Annotated in this window: 22 protein-coding genes; 16 read left to right on the forward strand and 6 right to left on the reverse strand. The window is 62.0% G+C overall.

Going from position 1 to position 21125, the window contains the following annotated elements:
- The first annotated feature begins 585 nt into the window (after nucleotides 1–585).
- The 5 genes from VH599_20255 to VH599_20275 are packed head-to-tail and all read left to right on the forward strand — an operon-like array spanning nucleotide 586 to nucleotide 5355.
- Nucleotides 586–2139, forward strand: a complete 1554-nt coding sequence (locus VH599_20255) for a hypothetical protein (protein HEY7350654.1) — start codon at nucleotides 586–588, stop codon at nucleotides 2137–2139.
- A gap of 9 nt (nucleotides 2140–2148) precedes the next feature.
- Nucleotides 2149–2478: a hypothetical protein gene (locus VH599_20260; protein HEY7350655.1), complete on the forward strand. Its 330-nt coding sequence runs from the start codon at nucleotides 2149–2151 to the stop codon at nucleotides 2476–2478.
- Nucleotides 2479–2511: 33 nt separating this feature from the next.
- The gene (locus VH599_20265) at nucleotides 2512–4038 is read left to right on the forward strand and encodes an FAD-dependent oxidoreductase (GenBank protein ID HEY7350656.1); all 1527 of its coding nucleotides are present in this window, start codon (nucleotides 2512–2514) and stop codon (nucleotides 4036–4038) included.
- An 11-nt stretch (nucleotides 4039–4049) separates the two neighbouring features.
- On the forward strand, nucleotides 4050–4457 hold the full coding sequence (locus VH599_20270; GenBank protein ID HEY7350657.1) for a 4Fe-4S dicluster domain-containing protein: 408 nt from the start codon (nucleotides 4050–4052) through the stop codon (nucleotides 4455–4457).
- A gap of 25 nt (nucleotides 4458–4482) precedes the next feature.
- Complete coding sequence (locus VH599_20275) at nucleotides 4483–5355, forward strand: hypothetical protein (protein HEY7350658.1); 873 nt, start codon at nucleotides 4483–4485, stop codon at nucleotides 5353–5355.
- 23 nt (nucleotides 5356–5378) lie between these two features.
- On the opposite strand, the gene VH599_20280 is transcribed toward VH599_20275, so the two are convergent.
- From VH599_20280 to VH599_20290, 3 genes are all read right to left on the reverse strand, one after another.
- The gene (locus VH599_20280; GenBank protein ID HEY7350659.1) at nucleotides 5379–5810 is read right to left on the reverse strand and encodes a response regulator; all 432 of its coding nucleotides are present in this window, start codon (nucleotides 5808–5810) and stop codon (nucleotides 5379–5381) included.
- A 140-nt stretch (nucleotides 5811–5950) separates the two neighbouring features.
- A complete protein-coding gene (locus VH599_20285) occupies nucleotides 5951–6445 on the reverse strand; it encodes a GNAT family protein (protein HEY7350660.1) in 495 nt (164 codons plus the stop codon).
- A 48-nt stretch (nucleotides 6446–6493) separates the two neighbouring features.
- On the reverse strand, nucleotides 6494–6802 hold the full coding sequence (locus VH599_20290; protein HEY7350661.1) for a hypothetical protein: 309 nt from the start codon (nucleotides 6800–6802) through the stop codon (nucleotides 6494–6496).
- Nucleotides 6803–6989: 187 nt separating this feature from the next.
- Here VH599_20290 and VH599_20295 point away from each other — a divergent pair, with 187 nt between their 5' ends.
- The 3 genes from VH599_20295 to VH599_20305 all read left to right on the forward strand — a co-directional run bounded on the left by VH599_20295 (nucleotide 6990) and on the right by VH599_20305 (nucleotide 9349).
- Nucleotides 6990–7448 (forward strand): hypothetical protein, encoded by a 459-nt coding sequence (locus VH599_20295; protein ID HEY7350662.1) that lies wholly within the window; start codon nucleotides 6990–6992, stop codon nucleotides 7446–7448.
- A gap of 90 nt (nucleotides 7449–7538) precedes the next feature.
- Nucleotides 7539–8369: a Clp protease N-terminal domain-containing protein gene (locus VH599_20300; GenBank protein ID HEY7350663.1), complete on the forward strand. Its 831-nt coding sequence runs from the start codon at nucleotides 7539–7541 to the stop codon at nucleotides 8367–8369.
- 35 nt (nucleotides 8370–8404) lie between these two features.
- Entirely contained in the window at nucleotides 8405–9349 is a 945-nt protein-coding gene (locus VH599_20305; protein ID HEY7350664.1) for a Clp protease N-terminal domain-containing protein, read from the forward strand.
- A 59-nt stretch (nucleotides 9350–9408) separates the two neighbouring features.
- Here the strand turns inward: VH599_20305 and VH599_20310 are convergent, their stop codons facing one another.
- Entirely contained in the window at nucleotides 9409–10359 is a 951-nt protein-coding gene (locus tag VH599_20310) for an EamA family transporter (protein HEY7350665.1), read from the reverse strand.
- A 422-nt stretch (nucleotides 10360–10781) separates the two neighbouring features.
- On the opposite strand from VH599_20310, the gene VH599_20315 reads away from it, so the two are divergent.
- The 7 genes from VH599_20315 (at nucleotide 10782) to VH599_20345 (ending at nucleotide 18657) form a co-directional block, all read left to right on the forward strand.
- Nucleotides 10782–11888, forward strand: coding sequence for an ABC transporter ATP-binding protein (locus VH599_20315; GenBank protein HEY7350666.1), 1107 nt, complete (start codon nucleotides 10782–10784; stop codon nucleotides 11886–11888).
- A 12-nt stretch (nucleotides 11889–11900) separates the two neighbouring features.
- Nucleotides 11901–12980 (forward strand): ABC transporter permease subunit, encoded by a 1080-nt coding sequence (locus VH599_20320; protein ID HEY7350667.1) that lies wholly within the window; start codon nucleotides 11901–11903, stop codon nucleotides 12978–12980.
- 340 nt (nucleotides 12981–13320) lie between these two features.
- A complete protein-coding gene (locus VH599_20325; protein HEY7350668.1) occupies nucleotides 13321–14682 on the forward strand; it encodes a hypothetical protein in 1362 nt (453 codons plus the stop codon).
- Nucleotides 14683–15029: 347 nt separating this feature from the next.
- Entirely contained in the window at nucleotides 15030–15806 is a 777-nt protein-coding gene (locus VH599_20330) for an NAD(P)-dependent oxidoreductase (GenBank protein ID HEY7350669.1), read from the forward strand.
- A gap of 302 nt (nucleotides 15807–16108) precedes the next feature.
- A complete protein-coding gene (locus VH599_20335) occupies nucleotides 16109–17401 on the forward strand; it encodes a hypothetical protein (GenBank protein ID HEY7350670.1) in 1293 nt (430 codons plus the stop codon).
- Nucleotides 17402–17633: 232 nt separating this feature from the next.
- Complete coding sequence (locus VH599_20340; GenBank protein HEY7350671.1) at nucleotides 17634–18134, forward strand: FixH family protein; 501 nt, start codon at nucleotides 17634–17636, stop codon at nucleotides 18132–18134.
- A 127-nt stretch (nucleotides 18135–18261) separates the two neighbouring features.
- Complete coding sequence (locus VH599_20345; GenBank protein HEY7350672.1) at nucleotides 18262–18657, forward strand: DUF4383 domain-containing protein; 396 nt, start codon at nucleotides 18262–18264, stop codon at nucleotides 18655–18657.
- A 186-nt stretch (nucleotides 18658–18843) separates the two neighbouring features.
- Here VH599_20345 and pgl read toward each other — a convergent pair whose 3' ends face one another.
- Both pgl and VH599_20355 read right to left on the reverse strand, forming a co-directional pair.
- Nucleotides 18844–19608: a 6-phosphogluconolactonase gene (gene pgl / locus VH599_20350; GenBank protein ID HEY7350673.1), complete on the reverse strand. Its 765-nt coding sequence runs from the start codon at nucleotides 19606–19608 to the stop codon at nucleotides 18844–18846.
- Between the two features lie 42 nt (nucleotides 19609–19650).
- Nucleotides 19651–20241 carry an MBL fold metallo-hydrolase gene (locus tag VH599_20355; GenBank protein HEY7350674.1) on the reverse strand — a complete coding sequence of 197 codons (591 nt, stop codon included), beginning with the start codon at nucleotides 20239–20241 and terminating at the stop codon, nucleotides 19651–19653.
- A 319-nt stretch (nucleotides 20242–20560) separates the two neighbouring features.
- On the opposite strand from VH599_20355, the gene VH599_20360 reads away from it, so the two are divergent.
- The gene (locus tag VH599_20360; protein ID HEY7350675.1) at nucleotides 20561–20869 is read left to right on the forward strand and encodes a CopG family antitoxin; all 309 of its coding nucleotides are present in this window, start codon (nucleotides 20561–20563) and stop codon (nucleotides 20867–20869) included.
- The last annotated feature ends 256 nt before the right edge of the window (nucleotides 20870–21125 follow it).

Genomic DNA, 21125 nt, shown 5'->3' on the forward strand with positions numbered 1-21125 from the left:
ACCGAGCGGAGCGCCGCCGTCCCGGCGGCTGAACGCCTCACCGGCGACCAGGGCTGCACGTTCAGCGTTTCCACGTGCCAGCGTTTGGCCGCCGTCCCGGCGGCGCTACACAGGCGGCATTCGCACATCCTGCCAGCAAAACAACACAGCAGAGAAAATTAGGGATGACTCATGTTGGCGGGCGATAGCCCTTCAGGCGCCAGCCTCCGTACCCCTGCCCGGACGGGCGCATAGCACCCTCCCAAAACTCCTAAAAAGTTGACGCCGAGGCTCACAGGAAGGTACGCTAGTCTTATCCACAGCGCGGCAATGCAGCGGGCGCCCTTCCTCCATACGCACGCTCCCCGCATCATCATCGTTTTGATCCCGTTGAAACGAATGACTTCCCCGGCAGTAACATACAGGCAGAAAAACAAGCGCCCCGCTGGTACTTTGGTCCTAAAATGGACGGGCTTTCCTGTACACGGCGTACCCCTCGTGCTACCCTTGCATTCGTACTGAGGAGATTCGGTGGAGAATTCAAGAAACGTGTAAAGGATTCTCAACCGCAGCGGCTTGGCCCGCGAACAGAGAGGAGAACGCCCGATGCGTCTATCTGAGACAGGGCCGTCCAGAGTGAAAAGATCGCAGCGATCAGACCTGGCCGGGCAAACAGAGCAGAGGCGGAGGAAAGGCTTTATCAACAAAACCAGCGTATCAGCAGTGCTGCTGGTCCTGCTGGTGAGCGCGGCAATCGGGGGTGTCGCCCTGGGGAGCCACCTGGTGACACACGCCGCTGACCCCAACCCGGATTGTACGTTAATTTTGCCATCCCATCCCCTCAGCGCGCAAGGGCTGGCTTCTCCTTTTCAGTTGATAGCCACCAACCCCAACCAGGGGCTTTGCAGCGAAAGCAACCCCGACCAATCGGCCTTCGTACAGGGCGCGGTACTGGACCCGGCTACCGGGCAAATCTCCATTTATAACCCGCTGGTCATTGACCAGGGATCGCAGCCAGCAGCCGCGCCGGTTGTTCCGAAGCTGCCCCGCAACGCCGTTGTGGCGCTCTGGTTCGGCTCCAATGGCGACACGCTGCGCCTGAAGGGCGGGGCAGGGGCCAACTGCGTCAATGGGCTGGGCCGTTCTGTGTTCGGCCAGTATTCCTACTGCAACGCGCCCCTGTTCTTCCTGGTCGCCAACAGACTGATTCGCGCCGGGAAAATCAACATACCCGCGCTGGGCATGGGCAAAGATGGCCTGCCTTGTCCCACCACCCGCGATTTCTCGGTGGTTGATCAGGACCAGAGCGATAACGTCCTCACGGCCTATCTGATCACCCAGGATGGGCGAGTCGCTCAGGATACCGCCGCCAACAAGGCGAACCTGCCAGACGCGCAGAGGCAGAGCAACGGCAGCGACGAAGGGCTGCTCTCGGTGGCCCTCGATAGCGCGCTGGGCTGCACGCCCTGGATGGCCCCCGATCTGGCTGACAAGGGGAACATGGTTCCGGCGCTTCCGCTCAACGAGTTGCAGGCGGCGATGTTCCAACAGGCGCCCGTCGCGCTGACTCCGCTGGGCGACCCGATGACCCTGGTGAACAACAAAGAGAATCTGGTAAAGACCAACCTCTATCGCCTGGGTGTCGATCAGGTTCCAGCCAGAAGTCCGCGACAGGCCAACACCAAAACCTACTGCCAGAATATGTTGAACATCGCGCCCGCGCGCCTGCAAGCGGATATGCAGCTTACCATCAATCGCCCCTCGCCCGACCCTGGCGCGGCCAACAACCTGTTCACGTTCCTGGCGCAGCGATTCAACGCTTCCTTCGGCCCCGACAACCTGAACTGCGATGGCCTGCTGAACGTGCAAAGCCCCATCACCACTGAGATGGATGGCAACGGCGTGACCATCAGCGCCACCATCAACCTGAATGGTAATGGAGATGGCGGCAATGGCGGCGGGAATGGTGGCGGGGACGGCGGCGGTGGCAACGGCGGCGGGGATGGCGGCGGCAACGGCGGCCAGGGCGCCACCCCGACCTGTGTTATCAACGGCGTCACCGTCCAGAACTGCGCTGGCACGACCACGATTACCATGACCTGCCAGGTGTCTTACGACGCCAACACCAACCAGATCATCATCAACTGCCCAGGAAAGTGAGGGATACGCTTGTTCGCACGCTATCCACGATTCGCAGCCTGGGTGGTGTCGCTGGCTTTGATTGGCGTCGGAACGTTTGGGGGGAGCCTGGCGCTGCGAGCCATGAAGCCAGCCCTCACCGCCAATCTGGCGCACGTACAGGGGGTCATTGTAGCTGTAGAGAATAACGGAACCTTTGCCGTCAAGGCGCCAGGGTACAACAGCCCGCTCTGGTTTCGGGTTGCCCCTGGCGCGCCTATCTCGCTTGACCATCTGCGCCGCCATCTGCACGAGCATGCCGCCACAGATATTCTCTATCAAAACCGACATGGGACACTCCTGGCATGGGATGCGGATTAGACGGGGAGGCGCGTGGAAAGAAGGGGTCGCCTGTTGGCAAACAAGCGTTCATCATTGAGACAGAACAGTCGGGCTGCGCCCTCGGCACGCTTCCAACACTTGAGCACTTTCAAGCTTCCGGCCCTGGAAGAGCGCCGCCAGCCAGCCCCCGCCGGACGCGCCTTCGGGCCAGAGGCCCAGCGGGCGCTGCGGGCAGGTTACGCCGACGTTCTGGTGATCGGCAACGGCATCGCCGGACTGACCGCCTCCGTAGAAGCGCGCCGCTACGCGCCCGACGCCGATATTCTCATTGTCACCGAGCAAAACCATCCAACGATCAATACCCCGGCCCTCAAGCAGTTTGGGGCCGGGCAGCTTGCAGTAGAACAGCTTCTGGCCTACCCACCAGGGATGGAGCGTCAATCGGGCATTGGCATCGTGAACCAGCGCGCCACAAAACTTGATACGGTGGCCCGGCAGGTCCACCTGGCCGATGGGCAAACCATCAAATACGGGCGGCTGCTCCTGGCAACCGGATCGCAGCCCGCTGGCCTGCCTACGACCTGCCCTGGCCGCGATTTCGATGGCGTGCTGAGCCTCCATAACCTGGAGGATTATCTGGACCTGCGCCGTCGCCTGCCCGAAGTAGCATCGGTGGTTGTCATTGGCGGCGGCTATCACGCCGCCGAAACGGCCATGCTGCTGCGCCACTGGAAGGTGCGCGTGACCTGGTTGATTCGCGGAGAAACGTTCATGGCGCAGATGCTCGATGAAGTCGCCTCGGATATGCTGATTCGGCACATCCAGCGCCTGGGCGTGGATGTGCGCCTGGAGACTGAAGTGGCGGGCATCATCGGGCGCATCGGCTCGGTGGTGGGCGTCATGACCAAAGAAGAGGAGTTCATCCCCTGCCAGGTCGTCGCCGTCTGCACAGGGACCGCGCCCGCTGCCGAACTGGCGGAAGGCACAGGCGTTTCGCTTTCCACCCGGCATGGATTGAAGGTGAACGGGCGTCTGAAAACCGCTGTGTCGGATGTCTTTGCAGCGGGCGATGTCGCCGCCGTCTTCGATCCGCAGACCGGGCGCCATGCCCCCCGCGCCCAATGGTACTCGGCGTTCCAGCAGGGACGGCTGGCGGCAGCCGCCCTGACCGGCGCGAGCATTCCAGAGGGCGCAGAGGCCGGGGTGCTGGGATGTTTCTGGCATGCCACCCAGCTTGGCGAGTTGGGCGTATTGGCGGCGGGCGCGCCGATGCTCTCCGAGCGCGATCACCGCGACAACGAAGTCCTCTCCAGAGGCTCATCCCGATTCTACCGGCGGCTGGTGGTGCGGGACAATCGGCTGATTGGCTATCTCGCGCTTGGCGAACGTCAGCCCGGTGGCCTCGCCATCAAGCGGCTGATTGATGAGCAGATTGATATGAACGAGATCAAGCGCCAGCTATTACTTGAGGGTTTTGATGTGCGCTCCTTCTTCACCAGACAGCGGCTCCACGCGCTGCGCAGCGGCCAGTCTGCCGCCATGTCTCCCCTGGCGCGCCCTTCCAGAAGCCGACGCCAGCTTCAGCCCATGTTTAGTTGAGGAGAATGCCAATGCCACGGCCTGCTTCCCAGGTGGCCGATGAATTGGCCGCCTGCATTCGCTGCAACCTGTGCCTTGCCGCCTGTCCGGCGCTGGAAGCGCCTATCACCATTGAAGCACTCAACCGCCAGACACTGGACGGCCCCATTTCGTCACAGGTGATGCGCTTTGCCCAGAGTTGCTATCAATGCGGCGCGTGCGTACCCGTCTGTCCGGTGGGTCTGCACCGCGATTCCATGATGATGTGGCTAAAGATACGCTTGATCTGCGCCAACTCCACCAGCGAGGCGCAAGACGCCTCAGAGGATTTCTATGGCGACACATGCGAGGAAGAGGACTACATCGAAGCGGAGGACTGGGAGGGCGACAGCCCCCAGACCTGGGCGGCGCGGGGCTGGTACGACGAAGAGCCATACTGAGCCTCCCCGGTATCCCTGGCTGAGCTTGCGCCTTTCGCGGGCGCAGTGGGCCGCCGCGTGGTTTGCGGCGGCTGCGGGCGTTGGCCTGGCCTACGCCTATACGATGTACTTGCAGACGAAGGATGTCGCGCCCGACAGCATGTACGGCTATGGCTTTGCTATCGGGGGGACGGCGCTGCTGCTGCTGGTTGGCGCGGGCTACGCGCTGCGCAAGCGGCTGGGGAAAAGACTCCCTGGTCGTCTACACACTTTCCTGGCCTGGCACATGGCCGGAGGGCTGCTGGGGCTGGTCCTGATCTTGATGCACGCGGCGGGCAACTTCAACCCGCGCACTGGTACCTACGCGCTCTATGGGCTGATTGGCGTTGTCGTGAGCGGCGTGATCGGGCGCGTGCTGGACCGCTTCAGCCCACGCCTGGCGGCCAGGGCGGCGCTGCGATCATTGAGCGCCACAGGCGAAGAACGCCTGGACGATTTAGAGGCGGAACTGGAGGCCATCGCCCATGACGCCCTCGCCCGCCGTCAGGCGCTCCAGGAGGAAGGGATGCGCGGCGCACCCTGGGATCTGGCCTACTACGACCTTGATCCCGAAATTGAGGAGATTCCCAGCTTGCTCCACCAGGGCGTGCGCAGCGATACCGGCCCCATTCTCGACCTGACGCAGCTTTCCGGCCCGCTCGCCTTCCACCGCCCTCAGCAGCCGCCCGCCCGACGACAGAGTACCGGCGCGCTGGCGCGTCAGGCGAAAGCTATCCAGCGCGCGCTGGGCCGCGAGCAATTCTATTTGCAACTGACGCGGGTCTGGCGTCGTCTGCATATCCTCATCAGCCTGGTGGCCCTCGGCCTGCTGCTCTGGCACCTGGAATTCGCCGCTACGCTCCTGATCGGCGCGAAATAAACGCCAGCCGCGCTGGCTGGCTTTCAGCAGGAGGGCTGTTCTTCCACCTGCGGCTGATCAGTGAGAGCGGCTGTGTCGCCAGCAACGCGCAGCGACGTTCGTATCGCCTCCAGCAAATCCTCAATATCGAAGGGCTTCGGTACCAGGCTAATGGCCTTCATATGCAAGAAGCCCTCGATCTCGCGGATCTCCCTGACCGCAGCCGTACAGACAATCAGCGGGATTTTTGCGGTGGAGCGCCGCATACGCAGCTTCTGCACCATCTGCCAGCCGACCTTTTCCACACCAAAGATGTAATCAATGATAATCAGATCAGGCTGGAGCCGTTCAACCTCCCTCATATCCTGTATGGCCTGGGAATACAGCACCACATCGTAGCCTTCTTCTCTCAGGAGTTCATCAAAGAGTTCCAGGATTTCCTGGGTATCGTTAATGACCAGAATCCGGGTTGCCATCACGCCCTCTCCCTCTTCAAGCCAACGCAGCGCCGTCAAGAGCCTGCCTCATCAACCGTGAGGCTGTACGGTTATGGCCTTATCCATCTTATGTTTATGCTGTTCATTGCATGTATCTTGCCAGAGAGAAGTCAGGCAAACTAGCCAGCGCGGCGCATCTCCAGAAAAGGGCGATCCCCATGCGGGCTGTGCTGCATCACCACGCCCACATGCTGAAAGCCCGCGCGCTCGTAGACGCGAATGGCGCGCTGGTTGAAGGTCATCACAAACAGGCGAAAAGCGGTGGGGGCAAAGTGTTCTGCGCCAAAAGCCAGGCCCGCGTTGACAAAGGCCAGACCCAGCCCTTTGCCTGTCAGATCAGGGCGCAGAGCCAGGCCAATCAGGATGCTCCGATCTTCACTATAGATGCCCGGCTCCGCGCTGCCCGTAATCGCAGCGGAGGTTCCGAAGCAGAAGTAGCCCACCAGCGCGCCGCGCTCATCGCGCGCCGCGTAATAGGGGCTGTGGCGGTCCAGCATCTCCGAGAGCGCCTCATCGTTATTTGCCCCGTTATAGACCGCGTATTCGCCTTCATAGCGCCATGCGCCGATGGCGCGAGCATCCGCCTCATCCATCAGTGTAAACGTAATTTGCATCGCAGCAACCTTTTCTTGTAACACTTCAGATAGGATTCATCCCGCATTTCAGCGGGGGCCTGTGTACCGCCGCCGTCTCGGCGGCCAACCATCCGCCTGAGCGAACGCTCGCTTTGAGAGGTAATGTCCATCCTGGCGCAGCGTTGAGCCGCCGGGACGGCGGCGGTACGAAAGGTTCCACCAATGATCGGGGGTTGCCGCTGGTAGCGCCGCCGTCTCGGCGGCCAACGTTGGCCTGCTGGTCCGCTGGCCTGGCGGGCGAACGCTCGCCCTGGCGCAGCGGTGGCCGCCGGGAGGGACGCGCGAGCGACCAACGGGAGCGAGGACCTCTCGCTCGACGAGGCATAGCCGAGGCAAGCGGCCCTTCCCGAAGGGACGGCGGCGGTACACAGGCCGCCGCTTTTTGGTAGAACCGGTACGAAACGACCTCTTGACGCTTTGCCCTAAAAGGGCTACGCTCATTGTAGCAGAACAACGCGCCGATTTTCGTACACCTCGCCCGCTTTTTGGACAACGAACGACCCCGCCCCACACGGAGGAACATATGCGTAGAGGCATCGGCGGCTTGCAATGGATAGAACTGTTGAGCGGGCTGGCAGCCTGCCTCGTTGGTTTGCTGGCCCTGGGTTACGCGCTCTTTGCCCCATTGGCGAGTTACACCAGCGGCAGCGACACCTGCACGTCTGATGGAGTCTGCACTCGCGGCCCCGACGTGCATGGGAGAATCAGCCTGGCGCAGTCAGGTCTCTCGTCAGAGGCCAGGTTCTTTCTGAGCGTCCTGGTCGTGTGCCTGATAGTGGTTGCCATCAGCGCCGTGGCGCACAGCCTCAGCGGAAAGCCCGACTGGCGCGCATGGCTGTGGGTTTCGACGATCATCATCCTGATTTTTGTCGTCCTGGGCGCTCTCAGCATTGGCCCCTTCATCGCGCCTGCCGGGCTGCTGGCGCTGGTGGCGGCGTGCTTCTCCCTGGGCGCGCGGCCCACCACGCCTGCCCGATTGTGATAGGAAGAGGGCAGCCGTATTGAATTGATCGAATTGTTGGAACGCGCAGACCATCAGGCGTAACACGCCAGCCTGACACGGAGGTGAGCAGTGAATGACCGTAATCGCTTTGACAAGTTTACCGAGCGATCCAGGACAGTTCTGAGTCTGGCCCAGGAAGAAGCCCAACGCTTCAACCACAACTTCATTGGCACCGAGCATTTGCTCCTTGGCCTCGTCCGCGAGGGCCAGGGCGTGGGCGCGATGGCGCTGAAGCATCTGGGCGTAGACCTGGACAAAGCCAGGAGCGCCGTCGAGTTTCGGATTGGCCGGGGGGATCGCATTGTCCTGGGAGAAATTGGCCTGACCCCGAGTGCCAAGAAGGTCATCGAACTGGCGATTGATGAAGCCCGCCGCCTGAACCATCAGTACATTGGGACCGAACACCTGCTGCTGGGGCTGGTCCGGCAGGGCGAAGGGATTGCCGCCGAGGTGCTGGAGAGCCTGGGCGTCAATCTGGAAAAGGTACGCACCCACACCATCCTGATACTCAGCCAGGCCGGCGCCGCCCATGCAGCCAGCCAGGGACCGGCCCTTGGCGGCGCGCATGCCCCATCAGGCAGGCAGCAACATCATCTTCTCTCCTATCAACCTCACCACATCACCGGCGAAGCGTCCGACAAGACCGCCATTGGCAAGAAGGCGCAGCAGATCGGCATTGCAACGCTGCTGGGCTGGGTGACGGTCAACACTGGCGGTCAGTTTACCCTGACGCTCTATCAGGGCATGGCAGCCGACGCGCCCAAAGTCGCGGTCATCACCGATCCTCCAACCGGCGCGTACTTCCCCTTCCACTGCCTGTTGGGGCAGGGGCTGGCCTATACGCTGACCGGCGCGCCCGGCAGCGTGACCGTCGTTTACAGTGATATTCCTGCGGAGTGAGCGGCTTTGGCCGTCTGATCAGGAGGAGGCTAGCCATGAAAGAGTCTGAATTGTTTGACCGTCTGACGCCGGAAGCCAGAAAGGCGCTGGCATTCGCGCGGGAAGAAGCCCAGCGCTTCAACCACAACTTCATTGGCACCGAGCATCTGCTGCTGGGCCTGGTCCGGCTGGAAGCAAGCGTCGCCACGACGGCGCTGGCAAACCTGGGCGTGGAACTTGAGAAGGTACGCAGCGCGGTGGAGTTCATCATCGGGCGTGGTGATCGCATTGTGCTGGGGGAGATCGGCCTGACGCCGCGCGGCAAAAAAGTCCTTGAACTGGCGCTTGATGAGGCCAGACTGATGCAGCAGGAACACGTTGCCCCCGAACATCTGCTGCTGGGCCTGGTGCGCGAGGGCGAAGGCATTGCCGCCGGAGTGCTGGAAAGCCTGGGCGTCAATCTCTGGAAGGTACGCCAGGAGACCTATCGCGTGCTGGGGCTGCCCCAGCCTGCGAGCGATCTCGGCGCCTCGCCGCGCCCCGAAGCAGGGCCGCAGGTCTCATGGAGCGGCCCCTCGGCATTTTCGTTCGTAGCCGGACAGCCCTCGCTCCCTGCTGTACCGTCGCTCTTGACGCAGGCTGGCCTGATCCGCCACTACCGACCCTGGCATATTGACGCGGCGCAGCCGGAGAAAACAGCCGTGGGCAATGGCGCACCTCCCAGCGCCGTCTTTGGGCCAATGTTTGGCGGCAGAGGGGAAAGGGTGTTTGGCACGCTGCTGGGCTGGGTCGTGGTCAATACCGGCGGCGCGTTCACCCTCACGCTCTACGATGGCCTGGCAGCCGACGCGCCATCGCTGGCGATCTTCCACCATCCGCCGACAGGCGCGTACTTCCCTTTCCATTGTCATGTGAAGCAAGGGCTGGCCTACACCCTGGAGGGAACTCCTGGCAGCGTGACGATCATCTACGACGAAGCTGGCGCAGACGGCCACTTGTAGCGCCGCCTTCCAGGCGGCCAGCGCCTGTACCGCCGCCGTCCCTGGCGGCCAGCGCCTGCTCACCTTTTCAACTGCACAAGCGTCACGCCCACCAGCACGAGCAGCCCGCCCGCCAACTGCCAGGCGTCCAGATGCTCGCCCAGCCAGACCCAGCTAATCAGCGCCGCCGTCACTGGCTCCAGCGTCGCCAGGATGGCGGCGCGCGTCGCATCCAGGCGATTGATCGCCGCCAGGAAGATGCCAAAAGGGATGAGCGTACCCACGACGCCCACCGCCAGGACCAGCGGCAGCGCGTCCGGCGCGAGGGCCGTCGCCTGGAAGCGCCAGGGCGGTTGCAAGATCAACCAGAGCAGCGCCGCCATCGTAAAGCCATAGAAGACGCTGGTCTGTGGTTGCAGGCGCTTGCCCAACCGCTCGCCAACCAGCATATAAAAGGCCATGATGACCGCCGACGCGAACGCAATCAGCACCCCCAGCAGCGTCACCCCTCTGGCCGACGAACCGCCGAGCAGATCGGCCAGGCCCGCCAGCAAGGCGATGCCGCCCAGCGTCAGGCCCAGCGCCGCCCAGATGCGCGCTGGCGGCATGCGGCGCAGCGTCAGCGCCGTATAGAGCGCGATCAGCGTTGGCCCGGTATACTGAATCATCACCGCGACGGCTACCGGCAAAAACTGCACCGACAGAAAATACGCATACGTGACTACCGCCAGCGCCAGCCCAAAGAGCAGCAGCAGCGGCAGATCGCGCCGATGCAGCCGAAACTTAGATCGCCCCACGCAGAGCAGCAGCGCGCCCATGCCCAGCGCCGCGATAATCGAGCGCGCCTCCACCAGCGTCAGCGGCGTAATACCCTTCTCAAAGAGGAAGCGCGAAATGACCCCGTTCGTCCCCCACATGATCGCCGCGCTCATCGCCATCGCCGCGCCAACCACCGTTGACGCGCTGCCGCCTGCCACTGGGGCGGCTGGTTCAGGAGAGAGGACACCAGAAGATGCGCGGGATGGCTGCATGGAGCGGCTCCTTTACGCAAGAAGGTAGACAGAATACTCATATTGTACCGTATGTCGTCCAGAATCGCTTATGCTACTCAGAAACATGGTTCCTCTACCTATTGGGAGTTGCCACTTGTAGCGCCGCCATCTTGGCGGCCAACGCTGCGCCAGGGCGAACGCTCGCCCTCCAGGCCACCGGACCAGCAGGCCAGCGTTGAGCCGCCTGGAGGGACGCGCGAGCGACCAACGGGAGCGAGAGTGCGGAAACTGGGTTTCCGCAAGCGGCCCTTCCCGAAGGGGTGGCGGCGCTACAAGTAACACGCCGCGCTTGCCAAAACCTCATTTTTGGTAGAACTCAGGAACATGCTATAATGGCCTCTGGCGCTGCTGAGTTCGGCGTCTCTGAGCGAACCCATAGAGAAGGGAGCGTATCATCCCGCATGGACGTTGCATCTGTGCCACAGGCAGCCCAGCCAGCAGGAGCGCCTGCCCGTCCGGTGGTCTTGCGCACCGAGCGGCTCACCAAACGCTTTGGCAGGCTCACTGCCGTCCACGATCTCCATCTGGAGGTCCACCAGGGGGATGTCTTTGGTCTGCTGGGGCCAAACGGTTCCGGCAAGACGACCACCCTGCGTATGATTCTGGGACTCATCTGGCCCACCGATGGGCAGATCAGCCTCTTTGGCGACTACATGGTGGATGACGCGCTGCGCCGCGCCGCGCTGCAACGCATCGGCGCTATCGTCGAGCAGCCCGCCTTCTATCCCTATCTGAATGGGCGGGAAAACCTGCAAGGGGTCGCCACTTTCGCAGGGCTGCCCGCCAGCCCCGCCACCAACGCCCGCATTGACGAAGTGCTGATCCAGGTTGGGCTGGCCCCCCGCGCCAGAGACGCCTATAAACGCTACTCGCTGGGCATGAAGCAGCGCCTGGGCATCGCGGCGGCTCTGCTGACCCGTCCAGAATTGATTATTCTGGACGAACCCACCAACGGCCTGGACCCCGCCGGTATGGTGGAAGTGCGCGCGCTCATCGGCCAGCTTGCCCAGCACGGCATCACCGTCTTGCTCTCCAGCCATCTGCTCTACGAGGTCCAGCAGGTCTGCACGCGCGTCGCCATCCTCAACCGGGGCGTCCTGGTGACACAGGGCGAAGTCGCGCAGCTTCTGGCCGCGCAGGGCGGCATCCAGCTTGGGTTCAATCAACCGGACCTGCTGCCAAAGGCGGCCAGCATCTTGCACGAACGGGCCGGAACGCCAGAAACGCCCTGGCTGCGCGGCGTTCGCTACATTCAGCCCGAACCCGGCGCGTGGGTTCCGCCTGGCGGCTGGCTGCTGTTGGCCGATGCGCCGATAGAACGCGCCGCAGAAGTCAACGCCATACTGGGGGCGCAGGCCGTGTATGCCGCCGAAGTGCGCCGACGTGAAGCCAGCCTGGAGCAGTTCTTCCTGGCGCTTACCACCGAGCAGCCAGCGGCTCCAGGCCAGCCAGCGCCTGCGCTTCCATTTCCCCAGGCATACACCCGGCCAGCAGCGCCACAAGAATAAGGAGAGCATTGCATGACGCCAGGCATATCCCATGAAAGCAGCGTCGCCACGCCCCAGGCCAGCAGCAACTGGCTCAGCCACACCTGGCGCTTGACGAGCTGGAACCTGAAGATCGCGCGCCGCCGACTGATGAGCAAGATTCTACTTGCCATTTTGCTGGGCGGCTTCCTGCCGGTACTGGCTGTGGTCCTCCTGGCATATGCTGCTGAGAGCACCGTCACTACCACGACTGTATCACCCCCCTGCCCAACCGTCGTTGCCACCGGCCAGCCGGGCAATACCGGCCCTGGCAGCGTCGCGCCGCCCTGCGACCCAAACAGCGTGCCGCCGCAGCAGCAGCAAAGCTCGCAGAACGCCGACTTCCAGCTTTTGACGTTCCCCGCCATTCTTATCATAGTGGGCAGCTATACCGGCTTTATGGGCGTCATCCTGTTGTGCATCCTGGCAGGCGCGCTCATCGGCAATGAGTACAGCTTTGGCACCCAACGCCTGGCGCTCTCGCGCGGGGTCAGCCGGGCGCAGTTGCTCGCCGGGCAGGTAGCGGCGCTCGCCATCCTGGCGCTGGCTGTCGTCGGATTCATGCTCATCATTGGCTCGCTGGCAGGCTTCACAATTGGCCCGCTGCTGGGCGGCTCTATTCCGGCTATTCCTGCCGATGGCCTGCTGCAAATCCTGGGATTCTGGCTGGTCATCTCCCTGCAACTCTTTGCCTACTCGTTGATTGCCCTGCTGCTGGCAACCCTGGGCCGTTCGACTGCCGCAGGCATCGCCGGATCATTAGGCTACGTGCTGTTCGAGATTATCGCCCTGCCCATCGTCGCCCTGATTGCCGGGGCTTTGATTCGCACGTCCTTTGGCGACGTACTTGAGGCTATGCCAGACTTCTTTCTGGGGCCGAATATCAGCGGGCTGCTGAGCGGCGTCAACCAATCGCCTCTTGATCTGGGCGGCGGAACCAGCAGCGGAGGCGGGGGCGATCTTACCGCGAGCGTCATCAACCCCGGTCAGGGCTTGCTCGTTTCGCTCCTCTACTGTGTCTTGCTCGCCGGCCTGAGCTATTGGGCGCTGCGCAAACGCGACGTGACCCACTGAAATAGAACACGCCCGCTGCGCCTGCCACCTGTAGCGCCGCCTTCCAGGCGGCCAACGCTTCGCCAGGGCGAGCGTTTGCCCTGCGGGCCAACACACCAGCAGGCCAGCGTTGAGCCACTAGGAAACGTCAGTTCGGGCTAATTAGTGGCCCGCCAGGGCCAAAGCTTCAGGTGTGACCTGGAGCGAGGGCGACTTTCGGTTGATGACAATAAGCAATGATGCCTGTGTCCCGAAGCTGGCGATGGACTTTCGTAACGCGCTTCGTAACGCTTGCGAGACGGAGGTATGGTATCCTGGGACGAGAAGCGGGGACTTGTCTCACTCAGGAAGGAGGCGAACGATGAGCCAGTCAGCGGCCTCGGCAGTAGCCGTCAGCCATCCTCCTGCTACTCGCCTTCAGGGCGCCTGGCTTGCGCTGGCGCGCAGCGTGTGGGGCCTGGTGGCGTTGATCGATCTGGCGGTGCTGATTCCTGGCCTTCCTGCCTTCGCTGCCCAACTCCAGACGGTGTGTTCTGATCCCACAGGCGTGAGTTGTGGCGTGTTGCAACTGGCTCCAGCGCAGTTGGCCGCGCTCCAGCAGAGCGGCTTGTCGCTGGCAGGCTACGCCAGCTATGGGGTAACGTTGGATGTCGCCTCGACCGCGCTGCTCATCCTCCTGGGGGCACTGCTCTTCTGGCACAAATCGCGGGAGCCGATGGGCCTGTTTGTGTCGCTCTTCTTGATTACCTACGGCTCCTTCGGCCTCGACGGCAGCCATCTGACCGGTCCCGGCATGAATTCCCCGCTGGCGGTGGTGGCGCTGCTGTTCTTCTTTCTCCAATGGCCTGCCCAGGGCATCCTCTTTTTCACGTTTCCTGATGGACACTTTGTCCCACGCTGGTCCTGGCTGCTCGCCTTCCTCTTTGTCCTCCAATTTGGCTTCTACGTCTTGCCCTATCCCTATAACTTTGACCACTGGCCGCTGCTGCTGAGTACCCTGGAAACGGTGATCGTGTATGGCAGCATGGTGGGTACGCAGGTCTATCGCTATCGGGCTGTGGCCTCTCCCATCCAGCGGCAGCAAATCAAGTGGCTGGCCTTCGGATTTACCCTGGCGTTACTGCTGGTGGCGTGCTTCAGCCTGCTTCCGCTCCTCGTGCCTGCCCTCAACGATGCCGCCTCTCCGTATCAACTCGCGGGACCGATCACGTTGGTCCTGGGGTATCTGCCCATTGCGCTGGGCATTGGCATCGCCTTGTTGCGCTACCGCTTGTGGGATATTGACACGCTCATCAACAAAGCGCTGGTCTATGGCGGGCTTTCGACGCTGCTGGGCGTGCTCTATGTGGGCTTGATTCTTGGCCTGGAAAGCCTGGCGGGCGCCATCACCGACACAGCCAACCAACCTATTGCGCTGGTCATCTCGACGCTGCTGATCGCCGCGCTGTTCCGGCCCGTGCGCTCTCGCCTGCAGCGCGTGATTGACCGGCGCTTCTATCGCAAGAAGTACGATGCGGCGAAGACGCTCGCTGCCCTCAGCGCGACGCTACGCAACGAAGTCGATTTACAGCACATATGTGCACACCTGGTGGCCGTCGTCCAGGAGACCATGCAGCCCGCCCACATCTCGCTCTGGCTGCGCCAACCAGAACGACCTCCCGAAGACCCAGCCCACCACCTGGAACCACAGGGGCAGCCATCACCTGAGTCAAGCAGGGACTGAAGAACTCCTCAGCCCGAAGGACAGATAGTGTGTCAGGTCCGGTAACCCGTCACGGGCATCTGGCTCACAGCGCCAAGAGGTTTTAAAATACCCTTTAATAAGAGCTTGTCGTTGAGCCGGACCAGACGCGGTTTCATGCTCTTGCGAATGGGGGTGAGCGGCGATCATCCACATTGGCCGGAGTCAAGCGGCAGGCCAGGAAAGTTCTCACGCAGGTGGAGCAGAACGTGCTGCGTATAGAAGGCTTTGAAATCCCGATACTGCGACTGGTGAACATGGATTCGGAGTGTCGTCCTCCTTCGCCTATGGGGTATGGAACGTGTCTCCGAGAAGAGAGAGGACGACGCATGGCGAAAACACGTATTTTGCTCACTGGGGCGGCAGGAGGGATCGGCTCGGCCTTTTTTCGGGCGACCGCTGCCCACTACATCTTCCGCTTAGCTGATCAGGTTACCACCACTTTAGCCGGATCGGCGAGTGATGGTCATGAGGTGTGTTCGCTCGATGTAGCTGATCTCGAGGCTTGTCAGCGAGCTTGTCAAGAGGTAGAGGTCGTGGTGCATTTAGCGGCCACCACGAATCCTGACGCCCAGTTCTACCCTGCCCTCCTGCGCAACAACATCCAGGGCACCTACAACATCTTTCGAGCAGCAAAAGACCAGGGCTGTCAACGCGTCATCTTTGCCAGCAGTGCCCAGGTCATAGCGGGTTATCCCTCCGATGTCCAGGCGCAGCTAGACTCCCCGCTGCGACCCATGAATATGTATGGAGTTAGCAAATGTTTTGGAGAAGTTGTCGCCTCCTACTTCGCTCATGCGGAGGGACTCTCCAGTATCGCCATTCGCATCGGCTCTTATGATGTGCAAGCAGACGATTCCAATTGGTTGCGCCAGGCGCCCAATCGGCGCCATCTGAGTGGGTATGTGAGTGCGCGGGATCTGAATCACCTCCTTGTGCGTTGCATCGAAACCCCCAACGTGCTGTTTGCCATCGTGCATGGTATTTCGAACAACCGCTTCAAGCGGCTGGATCTGACGGCCACACGGGAACTCTTGGACTACATTCCACAGGATGATGCGTTTGAACTCTTCCAGGCAGACTTACCGAAATGGTTACAAGACTGACGCACGACCAAGGAGGCCCGTCTACAGGATGGACCTCCTGTGTTGGCTTATCCCGAACTGACGTTAGGAAGGGACGCGCGAGCGACCAACGGGAGCGAGCGTGCGGGGCAACAGCCGAGGCAAGCAGCCCAGGCCGCAGGCCCAGTTCCTGCAAGGGCCGCTCCCCAAAGGGGCGGTCAAGCGGCTCTGGCGAAGCCCTTCCCGAAGGGGGCGGCGCTACAAGTGGCAACCCCGATAGGTGGTGGAACTCCTGCACCCGCGGGTTTTGACGGCCTCTTGCTCTCAGGTATATAATGTGCCTGATGGGTATTCGATTCTTTGCTCAAGCGGCCAGCATTATACTTGCGCTGGCATTGGCCCTGGTTTCGTTGAGCCTCAGCGGAATCAGCGGCCACATCAGCCACGCGCAGCCAGCCTCCTCTGCCAGCATTGGAGGCTGCCCGCTTTTTCCCGCCAACAACATCTGGAACCGCGACATCTCCGCGCTGCCTGTCGCCGCCAACTCGGCAAACATCATCGCCAGCATCGGCCTCAGCGGCCATCTCCACCCCGATTTTGGGGCGGGCCTGTATCAGGGGCAGACGATTGGCATCCCCTATATCGTCGTGCCGAACAGCCAGCCTGGCGTGAAGGTCAGCTTTGACTATGCAGGCGAAAGCGACCCTGGCCCCTACCCCATCCCGGCCAACGCCCCCATCGAAGGCGGCGCAAGCAGCAGCGGCGACCGCCATGTGCTGGTCGTCCAGAGCGGCGCGTGCAAGCTCTACGAGATGTACGCCAGCTATCCACAGAGCGATGGAAGCTGGAAAGCCGGAAGCGGAGCCGTTTGGAGCCTGAACTCGAACGCGCTGCGCCCGCGCTCCTGGACCTCCGCAGATGCAGCCGGCCTACCCATCCTGCCGGGGCTGGCGCGCTATGACGAAGTGGCAAGCGGAGTCATCAGCCACGCCCTGCGCTTCACGGTGCAGCATACTCAGGACACCTTCGTCTGGCCCGCGCGCCATCAGGCGTCATCGCTAATCGGCGCGAACTACCCGCCGATGGGCACGCGGCTGCGACTCAAAGCCAGCGTCAATATCGCCTCGTTCTCGGCTCAGAACCGCGTTATCCTGACCGCCCTCAAACGCTATGGGATGATGGTTGCCGATAACGGCAGCAACTGGTATATCTCCGGCGCGCCCGATAGCCGCTGGAACAACGATGATCTGGCGCAGTTGGCAAAGATTCCCGGCTCCGATTTTGAGGTCGTCAACACCGCATCGCTGGCCGTGAACCCCAACTCCGGCGCAGCAGCGCAGCCCGCCGCAGGCACCCCCACGCCCACGGCAACCGGACAAGCCTCACCAACGACCAGCCCCACAGCAGGCTTCCCATCGGCAACACCCGATTCCTCGCAAACCATCGGAGCAAGCGGCGACCCACATAGCAACCGGGCAGCAGACAGCAGCGCGAATATACGCATGCTCCTCATCTTCATCCTGGGCAGCCTGGGCATCGTCTTGCTGATCGTGCTGGGGATACGTCGGCGCTTGCAGGAAGTCAGACGCCTGACTGCCGAGGCGCGGCAGGACAAGGACGCTCAGCCACCGCCGTAACCGCGCCCGATCTCAGCCTGCCCAGCGCCCCCCGCCTGGTGGCTCGCACGCTCCGATCCTCATCCTCAAGGGCCGCAAGCAGTGGCCCAACCCCGCATCCCTCAAGACTCCCAGCCCTCCTGCTGCTTGCGTTCACGCACCAGCACCCAGGTCTTCCAGAGCCTTTTATCATCCGTATACCAGCAGCGCGTGTATTGCTCTTTTAGAGTGACCAATCTAGAGGAGACGAACCGTGAGTCTGCAACTTTCAGAAAAAATCGCTTCGCATCACCCGCCGCCACACGCGCGCGTTGACAGACTGGCTCGCGGGGGCATCCTGGCGGCGGGCTTGCTCTGCCTGCTGCTGCTGGCCTGGGGCCATCTAGGGCTGGGGGCCTGGCTCGTTCCGCCAGCGCCCACCGTAGCGCAGCAGCAGATGGTGGCTGGTCCCTATACCCTGACGCTTCGGTTGGAATCCGGCCAACTGACCGCGCGTGGGCCAAACAACGTCCTGGTGCGCCTGCAAGATCACGCGGGCCATCCGATCACCGGCGCGAGGCTGCATGTGGCGCTGGAAATGACCAGCATGCCCATGCATGCGCCGGATGTTGAGGGGCTGGCGCAAGGCGCAGGGCAGTATCTCATCCATCCCGTCTTTGCTATGGCCGGAGACTGGCGGCTCGTGGTCACGATTTCCGCACCCGGCCAGTCAACCACCCGGGCTTCGTTCCCTGTGGGCGTCCGCTGGAGTTAACAGATGTCTCACTCCGGCTAGCGATACAGCGCCAGCGATTATCTGTCCTGTTTGGTATCTGCCAGGTATGTGTGAGCGCATACCGGCCAACAACGCGGCTCAGCCGCTCAGAAAGGGTAGTTTCCCCATGACAAACATCGCAAAATTGTACGCGCAGGTTCTTGGCATCGTTCTAACACTCGTAGGGATTTTGGGCTTTATAGACGCCCTCGCGCCCGGCGGCAATCTCCTGGGCATCTTTGCCATTAACTCGATGCACAACGTCATCCATCTGCTCAGCGGCATCGTTGGCCTGGCGGCTGGCTTTCTCGTTGGTGGGCAGTATGCCCGCTGGTACGCCCTGGTCTTTGGCGCCGTCTACGCGCTGGTGACAGTCGTCGGCTTCATCCAGACGACCACAGTGCTGGGGTTGATTCCCGTCAACCTGGCCGACAACCTGCTGCATACGGCCATCGCCGTCGCCTCGCTGGCCGTCTTCTTCATCTCCGCTCCTGGCCGCAAGGCCGCTGTCGCTCATGCCTGATCTGTTGGTAGTTCCCTTTCGCGCGGCGTCTTGTCTCCATAAGACGCCGCGCGATTTTTGCTGGCGCTAGCCGCCAGGCAAACTCACGAACGCCAGCACGCCAAAGGCCAGCATGACCACGCCCGAAACGCGGTTGACCCACTGCAACTGGCGCGAGCCAAACTTCACCCGAAAGATGCTGAACCATCAAGTCGTCCCGCCATCCTCGTCTACCAGGCGTATCGCCTCGCGGTCCACCATCCAGCAGACCTCGCCATCCACCGGGCGCACGCCCACAGCGGGGCGATCCTCGATGAGCGCCTGGCCGCTCAGCACATCGCGCAGCGCCTCGGCCTTTTCCGCGCCCGCCGCCAGGAACATCACCTGCCGCGCGTTGTTGATGAGCGGATACGTGAAGGTCAGGCGCTCCATATGCTGCTGGGGTACCCAGTTGGCCGCCACCAGCCTGCTCGTTTCATCCAGCGCCGCTGTGCCGGGAAAGAGCGAGGCGGTGTGTCCATCCGGCCCCATGCCCAGCAAGATCAGATCAAAGCGCAGCAGCACATCGGGCGGCATGCCAAAGACCTGACGCATCTCCGCCTCGTAATCGGCGGCAGCGGCCTCATAGTCGTCGCGCTCGCCGGGCATGCGGTGAATATTCGCCGCTGGCAGCGGCACATGCTCCAGCAAAGTTTCGCGGGCCATGCGATAGTTGCTCTGCGGGTCGTCCGGCGGCACACAGCGTTCATCGCTCCAGAAGACCTGCACCCGCTCCCAGGGGATCAGATCGCGGTAATGCGCCACCAGCGCCTCATGCAGCGCGCGCGGCGTCGAGCCGCCAGAAAGCGCCACCAGGAAGCGCCCACGCTGGGGGTCAGCAATGGCCCGCTCAGTCGCTTCATAAAAACGGCGCGCCGCGCGATGGGCCAGGGTATCCAGACTATCAGCAGTTTCAATATAGCGTTCGTGCATCGCGTTCTCGCTTTCCCAGGCGCGGCTGCTGCCTTCTTTTCCTCAGCGGGGCGTCTCCGGGCCAGGTGTAAACGGGCTGCCATGCCCAGGAACAATAATGGTTGCCAGTTGCAGCACCCGCTCGCGCCCCCGGTGCAAAGCGGCCAGATCAGTAGCGCGTGGGTCTTCGGCAGGCCCGCGCGCGTGCCACCAGAGATGGGTAAACGCGAAGATGCCCGTGCTGGTCCCTACCAGCGTCGTAATATCCTGGGGCGAATGGCCGGGCGTCTCGATCAACCGAATCGAAGGGGAGAGCAGAAAGCCCTCCGCCGGGCGGCTCTCCCAAATGTCATCTTTATAGATGGCCCAGTGGTCGTGAAAACGGGCATTGGGAAACAACGCGGCGTTGAGCGTGTGATCGGGGTGATGATGCGAAAAGACCACATCGGTAATTGATTCCGGTGTCACGCCCAGCGCCGCCAGCGGATCGAGTATGACACGGGGCGAAGGCGTCATCCCCGGATCAATAATCACGCGCGCGTCCCCATCGCGCACAAACCCAACCGTAGACGCGACGCGCTGGCTGGCATAGCCCTCGAAGAGAATATGCGCCTCAGCCAGCGAAGCCGCTGGCAGATCAGCTTCATTCGCCATACGTACTCTCGCTTCTTTCTACAATGCTTCGCCCGGCTGCTTCGCGCGGCGCGGGCCGTTCAGTCGGGCGGTGAGCCAGGCCAGCGCATCATCCAGGCTTTTAGGCCGCGCCTGATGCAAAGCCTCCTGGCTGGCCGCTGCGACAATACCAACATCGCGCGGCTCTCCTTGCCAAAGTATATCATAGGGGCCAGCGAGACACCTTGTTTTCTGTCGCCTGAACAGGCTAGAAGCCGCCGATTGACTTTTGTACTGAAAATCAGTACAATCTCTCCATGAGAGAGGTCGAGATAAGGAAATGGGAAGCAAAGACACAATCATGAGCGAACAGCAGATCGAACAAGGCAGGCGGAAAAGCGTGATTCCTACATTTCAAAGCCTTGAAGAAGAGGCAGAATGGTGGGATACCCACGATACCGGCGCGACAGAATATGAAGGCGAGTTTCAGCCCGTGAAGGTTCGTGTCACACATGGCCTCTCGGAGAATGTGCAGGTCCGTTTTGATGCAAAAGTCAACCGGGAGCTTGAGCGTTACGCAAAAGAGCGGGGCGTAAAGAAGTCAACCCTTATCCGCATGTGGGTGCTTGAGCGATTGCACGAAGAAGAGCAGCACTCACCAACCAGATAAAAACATAGTAGCTACATGGGTCATCCCGAATTTTCTAGACCGTCTTGGTCAATGCTCCTGGCTTGTAGCTTCGCTGGCGGAAAGCCGCACCGGACCGAGCGGAGCGCCGCCGTCCCGGCGGCTGAACGCCTCACTGGCGACCAGGGCTGCCCTTTCAGCGTTTCCACGTGCCAGCGTTTGGCCGCCGGGACGGCGGCGCTACACCTGCGGCATTCGCACATCCTGCCAGCAAAACAACACAGTAGAGAAAATTCGG

The sequence above is a fragment of the Ktedonobacterales bacterium genome, assembly GCA_036557285.1.
Classification (GTDB): Bacteria; Chloroflexota; Ktedonobacteria; order Ktedonobacterales; family DATBGS01; genus DATBHW01.

Bases quoted from the DNA above. Each gene is read 5' to 3' on its own strand.
- VH599_20255 (HEY7350654.1), top strand. From the start codon at position 586: ATGCGTCTATCTGAGACAGGGCCGTCCAGAGTGAAAAGATCGCAGCGA.
- VH599_20270 (HEY7350657.1), top strand. From the start codon at position 4,050: ATGCCACGGCCTGCTTCCCAGGTGGCCGATGAATTGGCCGCCTGCATT.
- VH599_20280 (HEY7350659.1), bottom strand. From the start codon at position 5,810: ATGGCAACCCGGATTCTGGTCATTAACGATACCCAGGAAATCCTGGAA.
- VH599_20285 (HEY7350660.1), bottom strand. From the start codon at position 6,445: ATGCAAATTACGTTTACACTGATGGATGAGGCGGATGCTCGCGCCATC.
- VH599_20295 (HEY7350662.1), top strand. From the start codon at position 6,990: ATGCGTAGAGGCATCGGCGGCTTGCAATGGATAGAACTGTTGAGCGGG.
- VH599_20305 (HEY7350664.1), top strand. From the start codon at position 8,405: ATGAAAGAGTCTGAATTGTTTGACCGTCTGACGCCGGAAGCCAGAAAG.
- VH599_20310 (HEY7350665.1), bottom strand. From the start codon at position 10,359: ATGCAGCCATCCCGCGCATCTTCTGGTGTCCTCTCTCCTGAACCAGCC.
- VH599_20315 (HEY7350666.1), top strand. From the start codon at position 10,782: ATGGACGTTGCATCTGTGCCACAGGCAGCCCAGCCAGCAGGAGCGCCT.
- VH599_20320 (HEY7350667.1), top strand. From the start codon at position 11,901: ATGACGCCAGGCATATCCCATGAAAGCAGCGTCGCCACGCCCCAGGCC.
- VH599_20325 (HEY7350668.1), top strand. From the start codon at position 13,321: ATGAGCCAGTCAGCGGCCTCGGCAGTAGCCGTCAGCCATCCTCCTGCT.
- VH599_20330 (HEY7350669.1), top strand. From the start codon at position 15,030: ATGGCGAAAACACGTATTTTGCTCACTGGGGCGGCAGGAGGGATCGGC.
- VH599_20335 (HEY7350670.1), top strand. From the start codon at position 16,109: ATGGGTATTCGATTCTTTGCTCAAGCGGCCAGCATTATACTTGCGCTG.
- VH599_20345 (HEY7350672.1), top strand. From the start codon at position 18,262: ATGACAAACATCGCAAAATTGTACGCGCAGGTTCTTGGCATCGTTCTA.
- pgl (HEY7350673.1), bottom strand. From the start codon at position 19,608: ATGCACGAACGCTATATTGAAACTGCTGATAGTCTGGATACCCTGGCC.
- VH599_20355 (HEY7350674.1), bottom strand. From the start codon at position 20,241: ATGGCGAATGAAGCTGATCTGCCAGCGGCTTCGCTGGCTGAGGCGCAT.
- VH599_20360 (HEY7350675.1), top strand. From the start codon at position 20,561: ATGAGCGAACAGCAGATCGAACAAGGCAGGCGGAAAAGCGTGATTCCT.